This window comes from Pedobacter sp., assembly GCF_041645105.1.
GTDB lineage: Bacteria > Bacteroidota > Bacteroidia > Sphingobacteriales > Sphingobacteriaceae > Pedobacter.
Genome location: NZ_JBAZQQ010000001.1, coordinates 655539 through 679942, shown reverse-complemented (window position 1 = coordinate 679942; position 24404 = coordinate 655539). Strand labels below are relative to the sequence as shown.

The 24404-nt window shown below is 37.5% G+C and carries 15 protein-coding genes; all 15 read left to right on the top strand.

Going from position 1 to position 24404, the window contains the following annotated elements; all coding sequences use genetic code 11:
• Positions 1 to 3: 3 nt before the first annotated feature.
• Positions 4 to 1578, top strand: a complete 1575-nt coding sequence (locus WC623_RS02845; RefSeq protein ID WP_372847998.1) for a RagB/SusD family nutrient uptake outer membrane protein — start codon at positions 4 to 6, stop codon at positions 1576 to 1578.
• Between the two features lie 11 nt (positions 1579 to 1589).
• Positions 1590 to 2516, top strand: a complete 927-nt coding sequence (locus WC623_RS02840) for a DUF5017 domain-containing protein (protein WP_372847997.1) — start codon at positions 1590 to 1592, stop codon at positions 2514 to 2516.
• On the top strand, positions 2506 to 3672 hold the full coding sequence (locus tag WC623_RS02835; RefSeq protein ID WP_372847996.1) for a sialidase family protein: 1167 nt from the start codon (positions 2506 to 2508) through the stop codon (positions 3670 to 3672). Before WC623_RS02840 ends, WC623_RS02835 begins: the two co-directional genes overlap by 11 nt.
• Positions 3673 to 3859: 187 nt before the next feature.
• Complete coding sequence (locus WC623_RS02830) at positions 3860 to 5347, top strand: tetratricopeptide repeat protein (protein ID WP_372847995.1); 1488 nt, start codon at positions 3860 to 3862, stop codon at positions 5345 to 5347.
• Between the two features lie 151 nt (positions 5348 to 5498).
• On the top strand, positions 5499 to 8603 hold the full coding sequence (locus tag WC623_RS02825; protein ID WP_372847994.1) for a SusC/RagA family TonB-linked outer membrane protein: 3105 nt from the start codon (positions 5499 to 5501) through the stop codon (positions 8601 to 8603).
• Positions 8604 to 8621: 18 nt separating this feature from the next.
• Positions 8622 to 10142 (top strand): RagB/SusD family nutrient uptake outer membrane protein, encoded by a 1521-nt coding sequence (locus WC623_RS02820; RefSeq protein ID WP_372847993.1) that lies wholly within the window; start codon positions 8622 to 8624, stop codon positions 10140 to 10142.
• Between the two features lie 78 nt (positions 10143 to 10220).
• Positions 10221 to 13325, top strand: a complete 3105-nt coding sequence (locus tag WC623_RS02815; RefSeq protein WP_372847992.1) for a glycoside hydrolase family 2 TIM barrel-domain containing protein — start codon at positions 10221 to 10223, stop codon at positions 13323 to 13325.
• A 1-nt stretch (position 13326) separates the two neighbouring features.
• On the top strand, positions 13327 to 15282 hold the full coding sequence (locus WC623_RS02810) for a trehalase family glycosidase (protein ID WP_372847991.1): 1956 nt from the start codon (positions 13327 to 13329) through the stop codon (positions 15280 to 15282).
• A complete protein-coding gene (locus tag WC623_RS02805; protein WP_372847990.1) occupies positions 15279 to 17576 on the top strand; it encodes an aminotransferase class III-fold pyridoxal phosphate-dependent enzyme in 2298 nt (765 codons plus the stop codon). Before WC623_RS02810 ends, WC623_RS02805 begins: the two co-directional genes overlap by 4 nt.
• Before the next feature lie 194 nt (positions 17577 to 17770).
• Positions 17771 to 18601 carry a universal stress protein gene (locus tag WC623_RS02800; RefSeq protein ID WP_372847989.1) on the top strand — a complete coding sequence of 277 codons (831 nt, stop codon included), beginning with the start codon at positions 17771 to 17773 and terminating at the stop codon, positions 18599 to 18601.
• 42 nt (positions 18602 to 18643) lie between these two features.
• On the top strand, positions 18644 to 19636 hold the full coding sequence (locus tag WC623_RS02795; protein ID WP_372847988.1) for a DUF4271 domain-containing protein: 993 nt from the start codon (positions 18644 to 18646) through the stop codon (positions 19634 to 19636).
• A gap of 22 nt (positions 19637 to 19658) precedes the next feature.
• Positions 19659 to 20429 (top strand): uroporphyrinogen-III synthase, encoded by a 771-nt coding sequence (locus WC623_RS02790; protein WP_372847987.1) that lies wholly within the window; start codon positions 19659 to 19661, stop codon positions 20427 to 20429.
• 167 nt (positions 20430 to 20596) lie between these two features.
• Complete coding sequence (locus tag WC623_RS02785) at positions 20597 to 21964, top strand: SUMF1/EgtB/PvdO family nonheme iron enzyme (protein WP_372847986.1); 1368 nt, start codon at positions 20597 to 20599, stop codon at positions 21962 to 21964.
• Positions 21965 to 22004: 40 nt separating this feature from the next.
• Positions 22005 to 22814: a gliding motility protein GldL gene (gene gldL / locus WC623_RS02780; RefSeq protein WP_372847985.1), complete on the top strand. Its 810-nt coding sequence runs from the start codon at positions 22005 to 22007 to the stop codon at positions 22812 to 22814.
• A 47-nt stretch (positions 22815 to 22861) separates the two neighbouring features.
• The gene (gene gldM, locus WC623_RS02775) at positions 22862 to 24403 is read left to right on the top strand and encodes a gliding motility protein GldM (protein ID WP_372847984.1); all 1542 of its coding nucleotides are present in this window, start codon (positions 22862 to 22864) and stop codon (positions 24401 to 24403) included.
• Position 24404: the final 1 nt, after the last annotated feature.

Here is a 24404-nt window from a genome sequence, read left to right as displayed (position 1 = left end):
GCAATGAAATACATTAAGATCTTAACAGCAATAATTACGATAAGCTTAAGCTCATGCAGTGGCTTTTTAGATGTAGAACCTAAAGACTCACTAGCCCCGGAGCAATATTATAATACAGAAGCTGAGTTACAAACGGCTTTAACAGGAGTGTATTCTACCTTTATTAAAGGAGGAACATTCTTGAATAATTTGGGACGCATGGGGCTAGACGCAGATGAGGTCTATAATTACAGGGACCAAAATGATGTAGCCGACTATGCGACCTCTCCAAACGACACTAAAATTTTAAATTTTTGGAGAGACTATTATGCGGGAATAGAAAGGGCAAATAAACTGCTCGCTAATATAGATAAAGCGACAAGTGTACCCCAGAACAAGAGAGATATTATTAAAGGTGAAACCCTATTTCTCAGAGCTTATTTTTATTTTCAACTAGTATCAAATTTTGGAGGAGTCCCATTAATACTAAAGTCTATAGAAAATTCTGATATCGAAGGTTTACAAGTTCCTAGAACTGATGCGAAAATTGTATATCAACAGATTGTAACAGATATGACTACCTCCTCGGAACTGGTACAGGATATTACTGCTATAGGCAATGGAGGTAGAGTAAGCAAATCGGCAGTTTATGGCATGTTGGCCAGGGTATGTTTGTATATGGCCGGTAATCCTTTAAATGATAAAACGCAATATCAGGAAGCCAGAAAATGGGCAAAGAAAGTAATGAGAGTTTCAGTTCATACACTTAATCCTAGTTATCAGCAAGTATTTGTAAATTATGCTACAGATAAATATGACATAGGAGAAAGTATTTTCGAATTGGAGTTTTTTGGTAATGGAATAGGTATTTATGCTAATTTGGGTGGTTTTGTTGGATCTGTAAATGGTATCCAGAATGGCGATGATACTGATAAAGGACAAGCTTTTGCTTATTTGCAGACTACTGCATATGTCAATAAAGCTTTCGAAACAGGGGATTTAAGAAGAGATTGGGCTATATCACCATTTACTTATAGTTCTGGGAATCCTGCTACGCCGACTAATGTTGCAGCGGGATATCATTTTAATAAATTTATTGGAAAGTTTCGGAGGGAGTCTGAAATTCTTAAACCAAAACATGCCAGTCGTACTCCGCAAAATTATCCAATAATTCGCTTTTCGGATGTATTGCTGATGTTTGCTGAAGCCGAGAATGAAATTAATGATGGACCAACTCAGGATGCTTATGATGCAATAAATAGGGTGAGAAGAAGAGGATACGGGGGCAATCAATTTACACCAAATACTATATGTGATTTAACCGGACTTGATCATGGAACCTTTTTAGGGCAGATTCAATTAGAAAGAACCCGGGAATTAGCTTTTGAGAACATGAGAAAAGCCGATTTGGTAAGATGGGGAATACTCACAAAAAAAATGAAAGAGAGTCTGGCAGATTCAAAGGTAACACCGGCATATTCCAGCATTGTAAGGGCTCAGGCTTATTTTACTAATGCATCAGACAGAGATATACTTTGGCCAATTCCGAGTTATGAAATTGGCGTTAATCCAAAATTAATCCAGAACCCAGGATATTAAAAGCAATCGAAATGAAGAAAGCAATATTATGTACTATGTTGATTGTATCGGCATTTGCATGTAAGAAATTGGATGACGTGAAGTCGCCTGAATTTAATGTAACAACAGAGAAAACAACCTATAAAGTAAATGAACAGGTAGATTTTAACTTTACGGGAGATGTAGACATCATCTCGATATTTAGCGGAACCATAGGTAATGATTATGATCACACCGATGGGAGAATCATGACTTCAAAATTTTTGATCAACTTTGAGACACATACGCTGGATGGCACACAAACTAATCAAATTGCGATTCTAATGTCTAAGGATTTCAATAAAGATTATTCGATAAATGGTGTTAACCAGGCTAACTGGATTGATGTTTCCAGTAAGTTCAGGTTGGCAACCCCTGCCGATAATAGAGCCTGGGTGAATAGTGGTTTTGGTGATATATCTGAATACCTGGATCTTCAAAATCCGGAAACCATTTATCTTGCTGTTAAACATACCGTAAGAAATCAGAATCTGTATGGTACAGGTAATTTAAATAGAGTACGCAACTTTAAACTATTGGCTTCAAATGATCTTGGTGAAACATCTGTTTTTACACATACTATTGCTAATTGGAATTTATTTTCAACGCCTAATAAAATGCCGAATAGAGCTTCATTAGAAGCAAGTCAGATGACGCTTAGACAGAGTGCCGGAACAGCTTACGCGGCAGAAAATACAGAGGATTGGGTAGTAAGTGTACCAATTAACATTACCCCAAGTATTGATATGGGGCCAGACCTGGCGATTGGGGTTAAAAACCTTGCGGAAAAGATGCCGAAATCTTATGCTAAAACTTTTACTAAAGCAGGGACTTATAATGTGGTTTTTAAGGCAATCAATCAAAATATAGAAGGTAGAAAAGAAATCATTAAACAAATAAAGATAATCATTGAAGACTAATCAAATAAAACCATTCATAGCTCTGTTAATCTGCCTTCTTTGCGGGGGGATAACAGTAGCACAAAATAAGGTTCCGGGAACAATTGTGGCGTATAAGAATGCTGCAGGCAAATCATATATAGGCTCTCCTGGTCTATGTATATTGTCTAATGGCAGTTACCTGGCAAGTCATGATTTTTTTGGAAAGCAAACCGGAGAAAATCAATCTGTCATTTATCGTTCTGATGATAAAGGAAAGACCTGGAAAGATATAGCACATTTAGATCAGTTTTGGTCAGAGCTTTTTGTACATCAGGGAGCCGTCTATTTTATTGGCCCCATAAAAGCTAATGGGAATTTTGTGATCAGGAAATCAACTGATGGAGGTTATACATGGACCAGCCCAACAGATGAGAATAACGGCCTAATTTTAAAGGGTAAATATCATGCCGCACCAACTCCAATTGCTGACCATAATGGCCGTTTATGGAGGTCACTAGAAGATTCGAGTTCTCCAAAAAAATGGCCCGGTACTTATAAAGCATTGACAATCTCTATAGAAAAAGTTAAAGACTTGTTACAGGCTAAGAACTGGACAAAAACTAACTTGCTAGAGCCAGACAGTGCTTATCTGGATCGTCAGTTTATGGGCTGGTTGGAGGGTAATAGTGTTGTCGGACCTAAGGGAGAACTCTTGAATATATTAAGGGTCCATACCCTGGATCAACATAAAGAATATGCGGCGGTTACTCAAGTTAGTGCTGATGGTAAAGTAGCTTCTTTTGATCCGATCAATGGGTTTATAGAATTTCCAGGAGGCAGTAAAAAGTTTAGTATCCGGTATGATAAGAAGTCAAAAAAATATTGGACACTAGCTAACTATGTTCCTGAAAAATATAGAGGGATTAAGCAACTGGATAGAATTCGTAATACCTTAGCATTATGCTCTTCTGCTGACCTTAAAAATTGGGCTGTAAACAGCTTCATCATTCAAAATGAAGATTATGATCACCATGGCTTTCAATATGCAAATTGGTTAATAGATGGTAATGATATTATTGCCTTGTCCAGAACTGCTTTTGATGATGGTGCCGGTGGTGCTAATGATTACCATAATAGCAATTATTTAACTTTTCATCGTATTAAAAATTTTAGAAATCTAAAGAAAGAAAAATAGAAATATGGCTAAATAACTATATTTAGTTTATTTACCTTGCATTTCAACGCAAGAAAATTAACCGTAAATGCTAAAAATAAGTTGTTTCCTCTCCGCTTTCTTTTTTTATACAATTTGTTTTGGATCCTCAACTTCGTCCTCTGATCCCGGGATCAAGCAAGATTCTATAATTGAAAAGATAGTTTCTTTGAATAAAACAGCGAAGAGACTAAATAGAGATGCTACAAATCAGGCCATTGCATATGCTTATAAAGCATATTTGATGGCCTTTGAAAATAAACTAAAAATACAACAAGCAGAAGCTTTGGTTATTCTGGCAGAAGGGTATTTATATAATGATATTTATGAGCTTGCTCTTGAATATGGTTTCAATGCACTGGAAATTTATAAAGGAAAGGGTACTGTAGAACAAATTGGATCAACTTATACCGTTTTAGGTTGGACCTATTATGATGTAGGAAATGCAGAGCTTTCCTTAAAGTATCATACTATGGCTTATAATCTATATAAAAAAGCCGGGTATGAAGAGAAAGCGTCAGTTTCCTTAAATGGAATCGGTTTAACCTATCAGCTGATGAATGAATTCAAAAAAGCAGCTGAATATTTTAATCAGGTTTTGGTTCTTGCAAAAAAGTTTAATAAAGAGCAGTTAATTAGTGCTGCTTATAACAATCTTGGAATAAGCAGTAATAATGCCAGTGATTATAAGCAGGCTATCCGATATTTTCAATTAGCGTTGAAGCATTCAACAAGAGAGTTACTTTCTCTTGCAGAAATACAAAATCAGATGTCCTATTCTTTTGTAAGGCTTGGTCGTTATCAGGAAGCGGAAGTTTCTCTTAATAAAGCATTTGGATATATCGAAAAGTCAACTTCCAATTCTAAAAAAGAGAATCTGTTGGATTATTATAAAATTTTCTCCCAATTGTATCAGGTTCGGGGTGATTATAAACATGCTTATGAATACATCCAGAAATACAATAGTGTAAAGGAGGATCTTTTATCTCAGAACAAGATTAATGCCTTGCTTACACTTACAATGAAACGTGAAACGCAAGAAAAGGAACAGCAAATAAAAGAGCTGAACCTCGAAAAGAGTTTGAAGTCTTATCAACGTAATACCTTAGCCATCATTGTCGTATTGTTAATTATCATAGGCTTTCTTCTATTCAATAAATTACGGAGCAGACAAAAGAAAAATGCAGAATTATCAGAAATGAAACAGCAGTTGCTAAGTAATAAGCTTGAATTTAACCATAGTGAACTAAAAAATTACTCTATGTACATGACTCATAAGAACGAGGTCATCAGTAATTTTATAGAAGAGCTGATCGTGCTTGAAAAAGGTGGTGGCCTGGATCTTATTCCACGACTGCATAAATTGATCAATAAATTCCGGTATGATATGAATAGCGAGAAATATATTGAAGATTTCAATTTACAAATTGAAACTAAATACCAGGATTTCTTTTACAATCTTCAACAAAAGTTCCCAAAGCTTACTCAAAATGAGAGAAGACTATGCGCCCAAATCAGACTAAATCTCTCTATAAAGGAAATCGCGTCATTAAATAACATTTCAGACAAGTCTGTAGAGATGGCCCGGTATCGATTACGAAAACATTTTGGATTGTCGACCAACGATAGCCTTAATGATTTTTTAAAGGCCTTTTAAGTAATGTTAAAACCATTTGTAGAGGTGGTGTAGGGGTAAATTACATATGATGTAGGGGTGTGAAAGATCGTTTCTTTCGTAGGTTAATATTAGGTTTGAGTAACCAACCAGATCGCCAGGTCTGAAATTAATCAACTTTAAACCAAATATTATGATTAAAAATTTACGATGGCCAGTTCACTTTCTTTTTGGGCTGCTCTTATTGTTTAATGCAAGCGAAAGCTTTGCTCAGGGTAATCAGGTCAAAGGACAAGTGGTAAATGAAATAGATCAGCCTATTCCCGGTATCAATATTAAAATAAAAGGAAGCACGACATCAACAGTATCTGATGTTGCAGGAAATTTTGTAATCAAAGCCTCAGCAAATGACATACTTGTCTTTTCTGCTATAGGCTTTAAAAGCCAGGAAATCCCCGCTAATCAAAGTAACATAAGAGTTAAATTGTTAATGGATATGCAGGGGCTTGAAGAAGTGGTAGTTATTGGTTATGGAACTCAAAAGAGGAGTAATTTAACCAGTGCAGTCACTTCTGTAAGTGGAGAGAAGCTGAACGAAGTCGCTTCCAGTAATCCGGTCAATGCTTTACAGGGAAGGGTAGCAGGACTATCAGTAAGCAGTCCGGGGGGAAATCCGGGACAGTCCTCTGATGTACGTCTTCGAGGTATCGGAACATTCGGTTCTCATCAACCTTTGTATATTATTGATGGTGTTCCCGGTGATCCATATTACTTGAACAGTAATGATGTAGCCTCTGTAGAAGTTCTGAAAGACGGCGCTGCTGCTTCTATTTATGGATCTAATAGTGCTAATGGAGTAATCTTGATTACGACTAAAAGAGGGAAAAAAGGAGCCCCATTAATAGATTTTTCAGCTGCTTATAGTTCAGTTAATCCAACTGGAAAATATGATTTTTTAGACGCGGATGGTTATAAAAAGCTGCATAACATGATGTATACAAATGCAGAAATAGATCCAGCAGATTTTCCAGCGTACATTGCAAAAAACAGTAGCGTTAATACAAATTGGCAGGATCTGATCAACAGATCAGGCGTATCACAAAATTATAATATAGGATTAAGTGGTGGTGGGGATTATCTGACCTATGCACTTACTGGTGACCTTACTGATGATAAAGGAACTTTCATCGGTTCTAATTTCAATAAGAAATCAATTAAGTCAAGAAACGATTTCACTAAAGGTATTCTGAACGTGAGCAGTAATATCGTATATACGGAAACAATTACTGAAGGTGCGAAGTTTAATCTAAAAGACAGTTACTTTCAATCCCCATTATTACCTGTTTTCGATACCAATGAAAAGTATGGATATGCGCTCACTATTGATGGTTTGCCTAAATTTCAGAATCCTATTGGAACAGACCACTTCATGGATGCAAATGCAAAAACAAGGTATCTGTCCGGAAACATTAAACTTAACCTGAAACTCTATAAAGGATTAAGCTTTACCAGTAATTTAAGCTATATCAATGCACAGACAGATGATTATGAGCATAAACCTCCGTTCAGATCTAATGCAAATGATCCATTGGTAGCCTATCCATACGTATATAACCGCAGTTCCAATTACAAAGAACGTTTGATGGAGCATTTGTTAAATTATGATCTGAATATTGATAAACATAGCTTTAAGCTACTTGCCGGCTATACTGCACAGGAGAAAACCAATCGGTTTTTAAGTGCATCAGTAGATGGAAAAACTGTTATCAGGACTGTTGTAAACGGTAAAATCGTAGAAACAGAAGTGCCTGGAGGATTTGCGAATCCGGATTTCAATACCATAAGAGCAGGGTTGGGTGGAACGTTTAATGCAGATGGTTCAAATAATAAGTATGTACGTCTGTCTACATTGGCCAGATTGAACTATGCCTATGATGACAAATATCTATTACAGGTATCCGTTCGTCGCGACGGTTCTTCTGTATTTGGTGAAGATAGAAGATATGGCGTGTTCCCTTCTGTCTCTGTCGGCTGGAATATGCATAAAGAAAGCTTTTTAAAAGAGGTAGATTGGTTGAATAGTCTGAAACTTAGAGCAAGTTATGGAGAGTTGGGTAATGAAGGTGCTTTAGGTTATTATGACCATCAGGCATTAATTACAACCGTTAACAATTGGAGTGGAGGATATGTACAAGGTACCGGAGCAACGCCATGGCCGGGCTCAGCTAGTTATACCTTATTAAACAGAGACCTGAAATGGGAAACTATTAAGTCTAAAAACCTGGGTCTTGATTTTGGTTTGTTCGGAGGTTCTGTATCAGGCGCATTAAATTATTATGAAAATATCACTGATGGTCTTTTAATTACTAAGGAAGTTCCGCCATCATCAGGTTTGGAGGATCCTATTTTAAATGTTGGAAAAATCTCAAATAAAGGTCTGGAACTAGAAGCAAATTATAAATTCGACAAGAATGACTGGCGCTTCGATTTGGGGGGCGCTTTTAGTTTGTTGAAAAATAGGGTGCTAAGTCTGGCGAATGCAGATCAGGTATTATATGGAACAGGTTTAAGGTTTGGAACTGATCATATTCCTACTCAAACGATTGTTGGGAAGGAGATCGGTGCATTTTATTTATATGAAGCAGATGGGTTGTTTCAGACTGATGCCGAAGCTGCTAACTATAAAAACGCTTCGGGAGATGCATTGCAACCGGATGCCCGTGCTGGTGATATACGTTTCAGAGATGCAAATGGCGACGGTGTTATTGATGAGGACGATAAAACATACCAGGGATCTGGTTTTGCAAAGTATGAGTACAGCTTAAATATGGGTGTTTCTTTTAAGAATTTCGACTTATCACTTTTCTGGCAAGGTGTAGGTGGAAATAAACTTTATAATGGAAACCGTTTTGAGCTGGAAGGAATGGATGCTGGAAGAAACTTCTTAAACAGTACATTGTCGGCCTGGACCCCGCAAAATACTAACACTAGTATGCCGCGTGCAGTATTGGGAGACCCCAACAGAAATGTACGTGAATCAACTAGATTTCTTGAAAACGGATCTTATTTAAGGTTGAAACTTGTCCAACTAGGCTACTCTATCCCTCAAGATTTGTTAAAGAAAATAAAAGTATCAAAACTTAGAGTTTATTTGAGCGGACAAAACTTGTTTACTATAACAAAGTACTCCGGACTAGATCCTGAAGTTGGAACTTTTAGTGCTCTGGATACAGGTGTAGACAGAATGTTGTATCCGCAAAATAAGCGTGTACTGGCAGGAGTTCAATTGACATTTTAATCCACTAAACTTTCTAAGATGAAATCTAATAAACTATATATAGGAATATGCATCATATTGTTTGCAATAACAGGATGCAAAAAAAGTGAGCTGGACCAGCAGGTTCCGGATCAGTTAACTGTTGATAATTTTTGGACCAATAAAGATCGTGCTCTTTCAGGACTAGCCGCAGCTTATTCGCAGCTCGAGGGCTTTGTTGGCTGGGATAATTATGTTGAAGCACGTTCAGTACGTGAATTTTATAGGGAAGATTATATTGTTCCCGGAGCAGATGCATTTAATTATCCATGGTGGACAGAGCATTATAATTTCAGTTTTACATCAGGGAATTATGCAATTGATTTACTTTGGAGAGAGAATTATAAAGGCATTAATTTCTCGAATCAAGTAATTGAGAATGTCGGCAAAATGAGTAATTCAGCAATAGATGATATGAGCAAAAAGCAAATCATTGCTGAAGCTAAATTCTTAAGGGCTTATTATCATTTTAAATTGCTGAACAACTTTAATAATGTCATTATCAGGGATAAGGTTCCTACCTCAGATGCAGATCTTGCTAAGCCATTTTCTTCACGTGCTGATGTATATGAATTTATATTAAAAGACTTGAAAGAGGCTGAACCTGATCTTTCTTTAAGGTCTGAACGCGCATCATCTGAGCTTGGTCGCGTAACCAAAGGTGCAGTTCAGGGTTATTTAGGAAAGGTATATCTGTATCGTGCTGGTGAGGATAAAACGGGAGCGGTTAGCTATTATACTGAAGCGAAGAACTGGTTAAATAAGGTCATCATTTCAAAAGAATACAAGTTGGACCCTGATTTTGGAAATATGTTTAACGGGGTTACAAAAAATAGCATCGAGTCTGTTTTTGAACTGCAGCAAACAGCTGATGCAACCAGTGGCGCAGTTTACCGTTCCTATCTAAGTGATTGGGTTGCTGCATCTGAGCTGGGTGGATATGGAGAAATCTATGGAACGTCGCGTTTGCTTACAGAATTGCTAAAAGAAGGTAAAATTGCTAATGGTACTTATGATAAACGGGTTTATCAAAGCATTTACTTCAATGATCCTTATTTTAACAACCCGGCAAGTCCACAAGTTTATGGAAGTACTTATAATGAAGTTTTCGGTGTAGGTTCTCAAACAATTGCATTTAGAAAATGGATTCCGGCCACGCCTGACCGTATAGGTATGTCTAATGCGATAAACTTCCCTCTAATGCGATATGCAGATGTGCTATTAATGTATGCCGAAGTATTGAACGAGCAGGGAAGCGCTGATGCAATGATCTATGTTAACGAAGTGCGTAACAGAGCAGGACTACCAGATGGAGCAGGTGGAAATAAACAAGCTGTATTTGATCAGATTGTCCATGAAAGAATAATGGAGTTTACACTTGAAGGAAGCCGCTTTTACGATATAAGACGTTGGGGAATATTAGGGCAGGCAATGCAGGCTGCCGGGCGTAAGTTTACAGCCGATAAAGCTTTTTATCCAACTCCGCTTAAGGAAGTTAGTAACAACCCACAAGCAAATTAATTATTCTCGTACCCAGGTTGTGTCATTAATTCGGTTTGCATACTGAATTTTTGATACAGCCTCTATTATCATTTGCTGATGAATTTTTATAGAAATTTCCGAACGCTGATCTGTTTTTTTTTATTTGCTCCTCAGGTTTTAACTGCACAGCAAAATGATTGGGAAAATCCTGAAAAGCCCTCGTTCAATACTGCTCCGGCACATGCTTATTTTATTCCCCAGGAGGCGGCTAAGATGTCTCTGGATGGAACTTGGCGTTTCAAAATTGTACAGAACCCCTCGTTGAGGTCGTTAGATTTTTTTAAAAATACTGCACAAACAAAAGATTGGGCACAAATAAAAGTGCCGGCAAATTGGCAAACAGAAGGGTTTGATAAATATATTTTTACGGATGTAGAATATCCGATTCCTGTCAACCCGCCCTTCGTCCCTCAGGATTATAATCCGGTTGGCTCATATCAACGGGATTTTGTAATCGACCGATCTTGGATGGGGAAACAGATATTTTTGCACCTTGGTGCTGTTAATTCTTTTTTTTATCTATGGATTAACGGACAATATATAGGTTTTAGTAAAGACAGTAAAACCCCTTCTGAATTCGATATTACAAAAGCATTAAAAGTTGGCCACAATACCGTGTCTGTTCAGGTGTTTCGTTTTAGTGATGCAACTTATCTGGAGGGGCAGGATATGTGGAAGTTGAGCGGTATTGAGCGTAGCGTATACCTGATTGCCAGGCCGGATTTTCATCTGGCGGATTTTAAAGTGCAAGGTAACCTGGATGGAACTTATAAAAATGGATTGTTTGAATTGCAAGCAGTGTTCAATAGAATTCCAAAATATAAAGCGGATCGGGGATCGATAAAAGTGCAGCTTAGCGATAATTCAGGAAAGGTGGTTTATCAATCCAGTAGGCAGGTAAAAAATGATCAAAGACTTTATTTTAAGACAGAAATTCCGGATGTTAAAGCATGGAATGCTGAACATCCCAATCTGTATCAACTCAGCATCACACATCTGGATCAGAAAAATAATATCATCGAAACGATCATCCACCCAATGGGCTTTAGGACTATAGAAGTTAAAGGCGGACTGTTTCTTGTAAACGGTGTGGCGATTAAAATAAAAGGAGTAAACAGGCATGAACATAACATGATAACAGGAAAAGTGATCACTGAAGCTGATATGTTACAAGATATTCGTTTGATGAAAGAGTTGAATATAAATGCAGTACGCACGAGCCATTATCCCAACTCAGAACGTTGGTATTCTTTATGTGATCAATACGGTCTTTATGTAGTAGATGAAGCAAATATTGAATGTGATGGGATGAGTTTTACACCACAAGCAACTTTGTCGGATAAGCCGGAATGGAAAAATGCTTATCTGGACCGAGTGCAGCGGATGTATGAACGGGATAAAAACTTCACAAGTATTATCACCTGGTCTACTGGTAATGAAAGTGGTTTCGGTGATAATCTGAAAGCATGTTATACCTGGTTAAAAGCTAGAGATAAGAGTAGGCCAGTGCAGTATGAGGCAGCTAAGGAGGAGCAATATTCTGATATCTATTGCCCTATGTATAAATCAATCACTGTTATGGGAAATTATGTGAAAGTATGGCGCAATCGACCACTTATTCAATGCGAATATGCACACATGATGGGTAATAGCGGAGGTAATCTGAAAGACGACTGGGATCTGATTTATAAGTACCCACAGCTGCAAGGTGGTTTCATCTGGGATTTTTCTGACCAGACTTTTGCGATCAAAGATAAAAAGGGAAATGAAATCTGGGGTTTTGGCAGAGACATGGGAATCGTAGGCCTGACTAGCGATACCAGCTTCTGCGCTGATGGATTGCTAGCCGCTGATCGTAGTTTTCACCCTCAGGCATATGAATTACAAAAAGTTTATCAGAATGTAGCTTTTGAAGTTATTGATTTAAAGAAGTATCTTTTTAAACTGAAAAATAGATTTGATTTTACAGATCTTTCGGAGTACAAATTGTATTGGACCATAAAAGGAAATGCTGAAATTGTGGCAAAAGGGGAGCTGAATGAACTTTCGCTATTACCTGGAAAAGAAATGGATATTAGTTTAGACGTGTCTTCTTTTAGTCCCCGGCCCGGAATTGAATATTTTATGAGCCTGGAGTTTCAAACTAAAAAAGAAACAGCATTGCTGGCCCAGTGTTTTGTGATTGCTAAGGAACAATTCGAACTTCCACACCTTACCGTAAATGAAGCAATAAAAGGTGCAAAATCGCCATACGCAAAGTTAGAACTAAGAAAAATTGCCAACCAGGTTCAGTTTAAAAGTAAAGACTTTGCTGTTGGGTTTAATCCGCACACTGGATTGATGGATAGCTACCAGATTGAGGGTAAGGAGCTTGTTCAAAAGGCACTGGTACCTCATTTCTGGCGTGCGGCTACAGACAATGATATTGGTAACAGCTTGCAAATCAGAAGTGCTGTATGGCAACATGCTTTCGAGAAATCTACGTTGAAGTCATTTAAATATAACAATACCGCTGCTGGTTATCTTGTCGAAGCCTCGTATATCCTCCCAACAGTTGATGCAATATGTAACATGAGTTACCTTGTTAAAGAAAGTGGAGATGTAGAGATCAGTTACCGATTAAAAACAGGAAAGGAGAAGCATCCTGAACCACAAAGAATTGGAATGAGAATTGTCCTTAATGCTGAATATGACGAAGCGGCATGGCTGGGGCGTGGTCCTTTTGATAATTACAATGACCGTAATTATGCAGCAGATGTAGACCTATATCAAATGAAGGCCGCCAAATTGTTTTACCCTTATCCCCGGGCTCAAGAAAGTGGTTATCGTACTGATGTTCGCTGGGTCGCATTGAGAAATAAACAGGGCTCTGGTCTAATTGCTATTGCGCAGTCAAAACTAAGCACAGGTATACTGCACTTTGATATGAAAAACCTTGACTTTGATAGGCATGCAAAGGAAAATATTCATGGGGGATCGATGGTCAACGAGGATATGATATGGTGGAACATAGACTTGCAGCAAATGGGAGTTGGTGGCGATAACAGTTGGGGTGCGCAGACACATCCGCAATATCGCCTTCCATATCAGGATTATCAATATTCTTTTATTCTGCGTCCCATATTTAAACAGGAAGTAATAACCAAGAAGATAATAAAATAGCATGAAGTATGGTATCCTATGCTTATTTAGCTTAACACTGACTAGTGTTTTTGGACAAATTTCGAGAAGGGAATTTCCAGATATTTTAAAACTGGCATATCAGGTAAAACATCCATCTGCCATTGAAACAAATGTGTTTTCTGATCTTGGAGCCTGGCACGCTTATACCTTGCCCTCAGATCATTTAGATTATGGTGCCTTCATAGGCCCAATGGTGATGGACTTAAGTGGACAGTGGCTTGCAAATGCTACTGCAAAGCTTTCTGTTTATGAGTCAGGCAAAATGGTCGACCTTAGTAAGGCGAGTGCCTCTATTCATTATTACCCTGGCTTATTGGAACAGCAGCTAAAAATTGATGATATAAACATCAGGTTGCAGTTGATCTTTATATCAAACCGTGAAGCAATGGTTAATACGACAATTACAAACCTTTCAAATCAGACAAAGCAATTGCAATTGGTTTGGACAGGGGGTATATTGTTAAAAAATGCGAAACTGAAGCAGGAAAATAACTGTCTGAATATAGATTTTAATCAACATTGTTTTCAGATTCTTTTTCAGAGTAATGAGCAGCTCAATTTTGAATTGAATAAGGACAGTTATCTGATCAAAAAACCTGTATTTAGTTTAAAAGCAGGAAAAAGCTATTCTATTAACAGGAAAGAACGTTACGATTTAGAGGGAAAGACAATGATAAAAGCAGAGTCAATTGATTTTGAGTCATTACTTCATGCTAATGAAAAGCGATGGGATGGTTATTTAAATAGCTATTTTAATAAAACAGATGGTTTGTTGAAAGACGCTGTGCAAAGGAAAATTGCAGTGAAATCTATCATTACACTAATCAGCAATTGGAGAAGTAAGGCAAAAGATCTATTACATGATGGAGTATTTCCATCACTCAATTATCAAGGTTTTTATGGATTCTGGAGTTGGGACAGCTGGAAACAGGCTGTAGGAATCAGTTATTTTAATCCTGAGCTGGCAAAGAGTAATATTCTTTCTATGTTCGATTACCAGGATGAACATGGAATGGTTGCCGACTGCATTTATACTGATAAAAAGGAAAATAACTGGCGTGATACCAAACCTCCTCTTGCTGCATGGGGTGTTTGGAAAGTTTATGAGCAGTCTCATGATCTAAATTTTCTAAAAAGCATTTACCCTAAGCTGGTGATCTACCATAACTGGTGGTATAAAAACCGGGACCATGATAAAAATGGTTTATGTGAATACGGCGCAACTGATGGAACCAGAATTGCAGCAGCATGGGAAAGTGGAATGGATAACGCAGTCCGTTTTGATCAAGCCAAACTTTTTAAGAACAACGATTACGCATGGTCCTTGGATCAGGAATCTATAGATCTGAATGCCTATTTGTATGCCGAAAAGGAATATCTGGCTAAGATTGCAGAGGTGTTAGGATTACATCTGGAGTCAAAACAGTGGCTCGGCCAACGAAAGCACCTCTCAAAGCAGATTAATGCGCGGTTTTACCACATAGAAAAAGGGTATTATTACGATAGATTAATTAGTGGAGAGTGGATTACAGCAGAGGGGCCTGAGGGTTGGGTACCGCTTTGGGCTGGCTTATCTAGTCCTAAACAGGCTAAATCAATTTTGCTCATTATGCAAAATAAGAGTAAGTTTAATACCAAAGTGCCGCTGCCTACGTTAACTGCAGACCATATAAAGTTTGACCCGACTAAAGGTTATTGGAGAGGGCCAGTTTGGTTGGATCAGGTATATTTTGGTATAAATGGTCTGCATAAATATGGCTATCATAAAGAAGCTGATGATTTTTTAAACAAGCTGTTACAAAATGCAGAAGGTTTATCCGGACAGTCTCCCATCCGTGAAAACTATCACCCGGTTAGCGGAAAAGGGTTAAATGCCAGGAACTTCAGCTGGTCGGCCGCACACTTATTAATGCTGATAAAAGAGAATGATTTATGATAATTTCCGAAGAATATACACAAGAACTACTCCATAAATACTATGCAATAGCGGTGTCGTCTATTGAAAAAATACAAGGCTATGAAGACCAGAACTTTCTTTTTAAGGATAGCTCAGGCCGAAAGTTTATTGCCAAAGTAACTGCAGATGCTACTGACCCTTCCTTTATAGATGCACAGCTCAGGGCGATGGAGCATTTATTCCGTAAAGACGAAAAAATCACTATCCCAGAGGTTATCTTTAATGTGGCAGGAAATAGCCTTACCCTTATCTATTCAGAAGATACAACTGTATGTCTCCGGGTACTGTCTTTTCTTGAAGGGACTTTTATGGGCGACTTAGCTCATACTCCTGTATCTGTTTTTGAAAGCCTCGGAACTTTACTGGCTACAATGGATGCGCATCTTAAAGACTTTTCTCATCCTGCAGCTTATCGCTTTAACGAATGGGATTTGGCTCAGGTATTAAATTGCAAAACGGATCTGCACCATATTATCGACCATGAAAAAAGAACCATAGCCGATTATTTTCTATTGCAATATGAGATGGAAGTATTGCCTTTGCGTCATTTGTTAAGAAAGGCGGTCATCCATAACGATGCCAACGACTACAATGTACTGGTAAAGGATGGTAAGGTATGTGGTATCATCGATTTTGGTGATATGGTGGAATCTGAACTCATCAATAACGTGGCAATAGCTTGTACTTATGCAATGTTTAAAAGTGAGACACCACTGGGAAATGCTGTGGCCTTATTAAAAAGCTATCACAGGGTATATCCCATAACGGAAACTGAACTTTCTGTTTTGTATTATCTGATTGCTGCACGTCTTTGTAAAAGTGTGGTCACCTCTGCTAAACAGAGGACTGAAAGTAATAATACCCATCATTTCGTATCTGAGCATGATGCCTGGGTACTTTTATATCAATGGATCAAGATCAGCCCATTAAAGGCTAATGAAGCATTTAATCAGTCTTGTGGTTATGCTTCAATATTGGGAAGTGAAGCTGATGATCTTGCATTAATCAAAGATAGAAAAGAACTGGTCGGTGCAAACCTGAGCATCAGTTATCAAAAGAAATTAAAAATTGTTAAAGGTGCTTTGCAGTATTTGTACGATGATAAAGGAGATACCTATATCGATTGTGTCAACAATGTAAGTCATGTAGGCCATTGTCACCCGGTAGTAGTTAGGGCTATGCAAAAGCAAATCGCAAAACTGAATACCAATACCAGATATTTACACGATAGCCTAGTCAATTATGCCAGAATGATTACTGCTAGCTTACCCCCTAAATTAAAGGTTTGTTATTTCTGTAATTCAGGAAGTGAGGCGAATGATCTGGCGATTCGGATCAGCAGACATTTTACTAAACAAAAAGATATTATTGTTTTGGATCACGCCTATCATGGGACTTCTACAGTTGCTATAGAGATGAGTCCATATAAGTTTGATGGTCCAGGTGGTGCAGGGCAGCAGTCCTATATTCATAAGGGGATGAACCCAGATCTATACCGTGGAAATTACCGTTATGGAGATGAGCAGGCTGGAGAAAAATATGCAGCAGATATTGCGGAAACCATTAAAACACTTGCAGATAAAGGAACCGGTATTGCTGCTTTTATTTGTGAGACATTGCTAGGGGTTGGCGGACAGATTCCTTTGCCAGATGGTTACCTTAAAGCGGTGTACCAACATGTGCGGGAAGCTGGTGGCTTGTGTATTGCCGACGAGGTACAGGTGGGTTTTGGAAGAGTAGGAGAGCAGTTCTGGGGGTTTGAACTTCAAGATGTTGAACCGGATATTGTCGTGCTTGGAAAGCCAATTGGTAATGGCCATCCGCTCGCTGCGGTGGTGCTGACAGAAGAAGTGGCTGCGGCATTTAATAACGGTATGGAGTATTTTAATACCTATGGTGGTAATCCAGTGTCTATGGAAACTGGAATAGCTGTGATGGAGGTAATTGAGCAGGAAAACTTGCAGGAACGTGCATCGGTAACGGGTAATTACCTTATTGGAGGGCTTAAAAAACTGATGGAAAAGCATGAAATCATTGGCGATGTAAGGGGCAAAGGTTTATTTGTGGGAGCCGAATTGGTTCTTGATAGACAAACGCTGGAACCGGCAGTTCCTGAAATTGATCAGATTGTAGAGCAAATGAGGAACCGTGGCTTCCTCATCAGTACAGATGGGCCATTACACAATGTTTTAAAGATTAAACCCCCTATGTTATTCAATATTGAGAATGCGGTGTCTTTTTTGAAAAATCTGGACGAAGTGTTGGCTAATTAGATTTAAATGCAAGCCAACTCTCCAACATAAATGCTGTTGCCTCGTAGCTTCCCATCTTTTTTGGAAAATTCATATTCCTAATTTATTCTTTTATCTGATATCAATCAGGCTATAGTATGATTGATATCATAATTTGGCCTGTTTAAATGGGTACCTTTGTGTAAGTTATTTGTCTGAATATTAAATGATAAACTATGAGTCCGTTATTGTTATTGACTGATTTTTCTGAAACTGGTAACCATGCAGTTGAATATGGTTATCATCTGGCAAAGCATTTAAAAACTAATGTATTATTATGTAATGCTGTTAACTTAACAGATAAAGCAAATGTTTTATGGCCATTAGAAGCTAACAGTTCACTTGTTTCTGATAGTCTTAAAGAGCTGAAAAAGTTAAAAATCTGCTTGGAGGATTCGGATCATCATACAGGGTTTTATCCACAAATTGATTGTTTAGCAACACTAGGAGGGCTTTTGGAAGTAGTTTCTGATTTGCGACAGCAGCAAACATTCTCTATGGTAGTTATTGGAGCACATAGGACAGGTTTTGGTCGTTTTTTAGTAGAGAACCATTGTAAAAGTATGATTGAGATCCTAAACTCTCCATTGATAATTGTTCCAAAAGATGCCCCTTTATCTGAGGTGAAGAAAATAGCTTTTGCTACAGATTACAAAGATCATAAGAGAGATTTGGATAGTGTTTATAGTTTGATTCCTATAGCAGAAAGAATGGAGGCTGTTATTATGGTTGTGCATATACACAAAGGAGAGATTAAGAATAAAAAATCGATAGAGAAGGCATTTTTGACAGAACTTTCCAATGGGGCCAATCATCCTATTTTTTATACTTCCATGGAACATGATCAGGCGGATGATGGCTTATGCGAGATGTGTAGTCATCAGCAGGTTGATATGTTGGTGATGTTACATCGTTCCCGTAATTTTATTGAAATGATCTTTAATGGCAGTCATACCCATAAGGTGGCCGCAAAAGTTACTGTTCCATTAATGGTGATTTCTGAATAGGTTAACTTCAAGTATTGCCGATTTTTATCTAAGTTTGTAGCAATGATTTTAAAGCCGGCCTTTTTTGTCTATTGCTTATTTTTTGTGTTGAGTTTTAACTGTGTAAAAGCTCAGAATGTAAATCCTCTGCCTGTAATAGACAGTGCCGCATTGGCAAAAAGAAGTTATTATCAAAGAGTAGCACGTGACGCTGCTTTTTTAGCCAGACAGAAGTTCGTAACGGATTCCATCATTTCGCATACATGGATTCTCCCTGATTCTTTAGTAGATAAAAACATCATTATTGATAGTATTTTAAAGGCAAAGGTATATGGTCGTTCTGACCTATTTAATCGCTATAAAGACTATAAAACTTCAGAGAAATTTAGTCAATACCGAACGGGGATGCCCGTGCCAAAGGGGAACCTTTGGGTTTTGGGGATAATTGTATTTCTATTGGTATTGTTTGCTTCATTAAAAGTTTCTTTTTCTAAACAATTACAAACCATTGTGCAATCTTTTTTTAGTAACAGGATATTAAATAACCTGAATAAAGAAGATAACCTTTTTACATCATGGCCATTTTTAATGCTGTTTGTACAGTTTGGTTTCACTATAGGAATGTTCTTTTATCTGGTGACACAATATTATCACATGTCATTTTCTGACAGTGGTTTTCGTTTTTACTTAAGTATTTCTGTACTTATTATCGTCCTTTATGTGCTTAAAATAGTTTTTTTACGAATGCTAGGTTACCTTTTTAACATTCAAAAGCCCATAAACGAGTATGTTTCCATATTATATTTAAGTTATTTTAATATTGCGCTCATGTTTATTCCTTTAGTGATCGCTTTTGCCTTATCTCCTTTAAAGTATGGACCTTACTACATTGCTATTTCCTTTATTTTATTAATAATTGTGTTTGTTTTTCAATTTATAAGAGCCGGAGTTAACATTTTATCTCATTACAGGTTTTCAAAAGTCTATTTGTTTTTGTACTTTTGTGCCCTCGAAATCTGCCCTATATTAATATTAATCAAGGCAATAGGACTATAACGCTGTAATTAGGTAAATAAAAATGCAAGAAAAGACAGAAGATAGGTTACGTAAGGTTAAAAGTATATTGGTGACCTTGCCAAAGCCGGAAACTGAAAAGTCTCCATATTTTGATTTGGCAAAAAAATATAACCTTAAAATTGATTTTAGATCGTTTATCCACGTCGAAGGCGTTCCCGCCAGAGATTTTAGAAAGGATAAAATTGCTTTAGGTGATTTTACAGCAGTAGTTTTTACAAGTAGAAATGCAGCGGATCACTTTTTTAGAATCTGTGAAGAAATGAGATATGAGGTGCCTGCAGATTTAAAATATTTCTGTATTTCTGAGTCTACAGCATTATACCTGCAAAAATACATTCAATATAGAAAGAGAAAAATTTTCTTCGGTAAACAAACTGCAGCAGATTTAGCAGAAGTGTTAAAGAAACATGCTGATGAAAAGTTCCTTTACCCATGTTCAGATGTAGCAACTGAAGCTACGATGAATTTCCTGCAAAAGAGTGGATATGATTTAACTCCAGCAGTATTATTTAGAACTGTGGTATCTGATTTATCTGACCTTGCAGAGGTGTTTTATGATATTATCGCCTTCTTCAGTCCATCAAGTATACAGTCCTTGTATACAAACTTTCCTGACTTTAAACAAAACAACACACGTATTGCTGCATTTGGTGTAAGTACGCATAAAGCTGTTACTGATGCCGGTCTTATTGTTGATATTGCAGCTCCTTCACCAGAGGCGCCTTCAATGATAATGGCAATTGAGAATTATATAAAGAAATCTAACAAATAATTTTTTTCTTTTTATTATAGTTTAATAAGTTTCGAATGCGTTATATTTGCGTGTTTAAAATTGGCTATGTGCTTGTTTTTCTAACATTAGGTCATATTTTTATCATTTAATAATTGTTTATATCAATCATTATTGATAAAATTGTTATAAAATTGCTTAACGCTAATATGAGAAATTTATACTTCGGTGCGTTTATTATTGTTGCTGCATTATTTTCTAGTTGTGGAAAAGGGGGACAGGGTGAACTGGTAGGTGTTTATAATAAGAAATTCAGGAATAATAAGATTCCTTTGGGTATGGTATATATCCCACCTGGCAGGACATTAATTGGAATGTCTGATGAGGATATTAACAATACACAGAATTCTCCAAGCAGGATGACATCATTCAGTGCTTTTTTCATGGACCAGACCGAGATTTCAAATGCCGAATACAGACAGTTTGTAAACTGGGTTAGAGATTCTGTCGCCGTTACTACATTAGGCCCAACAACTGCACCAGGTTTCTTTATACAAGCTCCAAAAGGTGCTGATGGTGCGGATGCTTTAGGCGCAAACAGAAATATTGACTGGAAAAAGGTTGGGAATGGCTCTTTACTTTGGAGTAAAAAGAAAGGTGGTATGGGTGACAAACTTGGGGATATGTATTATTCCGGAGCCGATGCTTTACCAGGTAGAAATGAAATTGACATCAGGAAACTTAAATATGCTTATAGTTATGTAAGTACTGATCTTGCTTTGGAGGGTAGAAAAGACCCGTCAAAAAAGAGACAGGATTTTATCATCACTTATACAGATAATCCAGACCCATCAAATCCAAATCACCATCCTTCAGTAGCAGTATATCCGGATACATTGGTATGGAAAGTAGATTATTCATATTCTCAGAATGATCCGATGGTGAAAACTTATTTTAATCACCCTTCATATGATGATTATCCTGTTGTTGGGGTTACATGGGAACAGGCAAGTGCTTTTTGCGTTTGGCGTACACGTTTCTATGAATCAGTAGCGCAATCAAGAAAATTGCCAGCAAATTCAAGACCTGAGTATCAATTGCCAAGTGATGCACAGTTCGAATATGCAGCGAGAGGTGGTAACGTAAAAACAAAGTATCCGTGGGGTGGTCCGTATGTACGTAATACAAAAGGTTGTATGCAGGCGAACTTTAAGGTTGGTCGCGGAAATTACTCTGATGATGGTGGTTTGTATACGGTTAATGTAAGATCTTATTTTCCTAATGATTATGGATTGTATAATATGGCTGGAAACGTTGCGGAATGGACAATAACAGCTTACAATCAATCGGCAGCTCCTATGTTGCTAGACTTTAACCCTAACTTTACTTATGTGGCTAAAGCTGGCGATAGTAAATACATGAAACGTAAAGTAGTGAGAGGTGGTTCGTGGAAAGACATTGGCTTTTTCCTTCAAAACTCTGTTGGTACTTACGAATATCAGGATCAGGCGAGATCATATATTGGTTTCAGATGTGTTAGCTCATATCCTGGTACTGATATCAACTATAGAAACTAAAAACTAAAAAAATATAATCTAATCCTTATTAACGAAGAAAATGGCTGCAAACAAAAAATTTGATAAGATGCACCTGGCAATATCGCTTGGTGCCAGTGTAGTAATACTTGGTGCACTTTTCAAGATCCTTCACCTTGGTGGTGTTTGGGGTAACTATATGATTGGTATCGGGCTGGGAGTAGAAGCTGTTCTCTTTGCGCTTACTGGGTTTATTCAACCTGAACCAGAGCCAGCATGGGAAAGAGTTTATCCTGAATTAAGGGATGATTTTGATGGCGAACTGCCTAAGGCTTCAGCAAGACCAGTTGCTGCTGCAACAGGTTTTTCTTCGACTGCTGCTTTGGATAAAATGTTAACAGATGCTAAGATCGGTCCTGAATTGATCGAAAGCCTGGGTAATGGTTTGCGTACTTTTGGTGATAAAGTAGCTACAATATCTAATGTTGCTGATGCTTCGACTGCTACAAACGAATTTACTGATAAAGTAAAAACAGCTTCTTCGAAATTTGATGCTTTAAGTGGTGCTTTTGAAAAGGCAACTTCTCAATTAGCAGAAATGGGCGAAAGCAATGTTGGTGCAACGGCATATCATGATCAGGTAAATGCATTAGCTAAAAATCTTTCGGCGTTAAATGCGGTATATGAGTTGGAATTACAGGATTCAAGTGCTCACTTGAAATCAATGAATAAGTTCTATCAGAACTTGTCATTAACGATGAACAACTTCAGCGAGTCTATGGAAGATTCGAAACAATTTAAAGACGAAGTTGGTAAACTGGCTAAAAACTTATCTTCACTAAACGCGATTTATGGCAATATGCTGTCTGCTATGAATCAGCCACGTGTATAATTAGTAATCAATTAGTTATTATTTAACCAAACAGACCTAATTATAAAATGGCCGGAGGAAAACAATCAACTAGGCAGAAGATGATCAATATCATGTATTTGGTATTGTTAGCTATGCTTGCCTTAAACGTTTCAGATACTATATTAAATGCTTTTAAGAATTTTAACGATAGTTTAGTTAGTTCTAAAACTAACGTTAGTACAAGCATTGATCAGTTGTTCGCATCGTTTCAGAATACAAAATTAAAAGATGAACCGGCAAGGGCGCAACCTATCTGGGAAAAAGCACAGAAAGCAAAAGCTTATGCTGATGAACTGAATAATTATGTTGAAAAACTTAAGGAAAAATTCAAAGAAGCAGGTGGTGGTATTGATGAGGAAACTGGCGATCTTGTAGAAAGATCGAACCTTGACATCGCTCAGGGTATCATGATCAATGATAAAGAAGGTGCTAAACTTAAAGCTAAGATCAATGAAACCAGACAAAATCTTATCAATTTGCTGGATAAAGAGGATCGTGAACATATTACATTTACATTGGAAGCATTAGATGCTAAAAAGAGTATAAATGGGAATAAAAAATGGGAAGATATTAATTTCGGTGAGGGCATGCCGCTTACAGCTGCTAATACAACCTTAACGAAGATCCAATCAGATGTTAAAAATGCAGAAGCAGAAGTAGTTAAAAAACTATTTGGTAACATGGATAAAGCATTGGTTAATCTAGATCAGTTTGAAGCAGTTGCTGTAGCACCTAGTTCATACGTGATACAGGGACAACCCTATACAGCTCAGGTATTTTTAACAGCTAGTGATAGCCGCTCTACTCCTGAAATCTTTGTAGGTGGAAATGGCCTTGCTGTTAAAGATGGCAAAGGAACTTATACTGGTAGTACTTCAGGTGTTGGAGTTTTTAAATGGAAAGGTGTAATCCGGGTTAAACAAACTGATGGCACTGTAAAAGAGTATCCTACGGCAGAACAAAGTTACCAGGTAGCAAAACCATCGGCAACGGTGTCTTCAGATAAAATGAACGTAATTTATGCAGGTATTCCAAATCCATTCTCTGTTTCGGCAGCAGGATTTCCATTGGAAAGTGTAAATGCAAGCATCTCTGGAGGCTCTATGTCGAAAGTTGGTAGCGGGCACTATTCTGTAAACGTGGGTGGTGACCAGATTGGAAAAACTTTGAGTATTAATGTCTCTGCGAGTAATGGCGGAAAATCCCTAAACTTAGGTACACAGCAGTTTAGAGTTAAAGCATTGCCTATACCAAGAGCAAATGTTAAAGGTAAATCTGGTGGTAATGTTCCTTTAGAATGGATTGAAGGTGCAGGTTCTATAGATACTCAACTGGAAGATTTTGTTTTTGATGTTAAGTTTAAAGTGATCAGATTTTCAGCTACATTTATCAATCCGCGTTCTGATGCAGTTACTATTTTAAACAGTGGTGGCGGTTTCGGTGGACAAGTTAAAGGTGCGCTAAACTCTCTTAAGCCAGGGGCTACGATCATCTTTAAGGATATAGTTTGTGAAGGGCCTGATGGTAGACAAAAGGTTTTAGATGGAATAACATTTATTGCTAAATAGA

What these genes read in the sequence shown, in the direction of transcription:
- WC623_RS02785 (WP_372847986.1), top strand. Translation starts at nt 20,597, where the DNA reads ATGAGAAATTTATACTTCGGTGCGTTTATTATTGTTGCTGCATTATTT.
- WC623_RS02820 (WP_372847993.1), top strand. Translation starts at nt 8,622, where the DNA reads ATGAAATCTAATAAACTATATATAGGAATATGCATCATATTGTTTGCA.
- WC623_RS02825 (WP_372847994.1), top strand. Translation starts at nt 5,499, where the DNA reads ATGATTAAAAATTTACGATGGCCAGTTCACTTTCTTTTTGGGCTGCTC.
- gldM (WP_372847984.1), top strand. Translation starts at nt 22,862, where the DNA reads ATGGCCGGAGGAAAACAATCAACTAGGCAGAAGATGATCAATATCATG.
- WC623_RS02810 (WP_372847991.1), top strand. Translation starts at nt 13,327, where the DNA reads ATGAAGTATGGTATCCTATGCTTATTTAGCTTAACACTGACTAGTGTT.
- WC623_RS02845 (WP_372847998.1), top strand. Translation starts at nt 4, where the DNA reads ATGAAATACATTAAGATCTTAACAGCAATAATTACGATAAGCTTAAGC.
- WC623_RS02805 (WP_372847990.1), top strand. Translation starts at nt 15,279, where the DNA reads ATGATAATTTCCGAAGAATATACACAAGAACTACTCCATAAATACTAT.
- WC623_RS02815 (WP_372847992.1), top strand. Translation starts at nt 10,221, where the DNA reads ATGAATTTTTATAGAAATTTCCGAACGCTGATCTGTTTTTTTTTATTT.
- WC623_RS02790 (WP_372847987.1), top strand. Translation starts at nt 19,659, where the DNA reads ATGCAAGAAAAGACAGAAGATAGGTTACGTAAGGTTAAAAGTATATTG.
- WC623_RS02800 (WP_372847989.1), top strand. Translation starts at nt 17,771, where the DNA reads ATGAGTCCGTTATTGTTATTGACTGATTTTTCTGAAACTGGTAACCAT.
- WC623_RS02795 (WP_372847988.1), top strand. Translation starts at nt 18,644, where the DNA reads ATGATTTTAAAGCCGGCCTTTTTTGTCTATTGCTTATTTTTTGTGTTG.
- gldL (WP_372847985.1), top strand. Translation starts at nt 22,005, where the DNA reads ATGGCTGCAAACAAAAAATTTGATAAGATGCACCTGGCAATATCGCTT.
- WC623_RS02840 (WP_372847997.1), top strand. Translation starts at nt 1,590, where the DNA reads ATGAAGAAAGCAATATTATGTACTATGTTGATTGTATCGGCATTTGCA.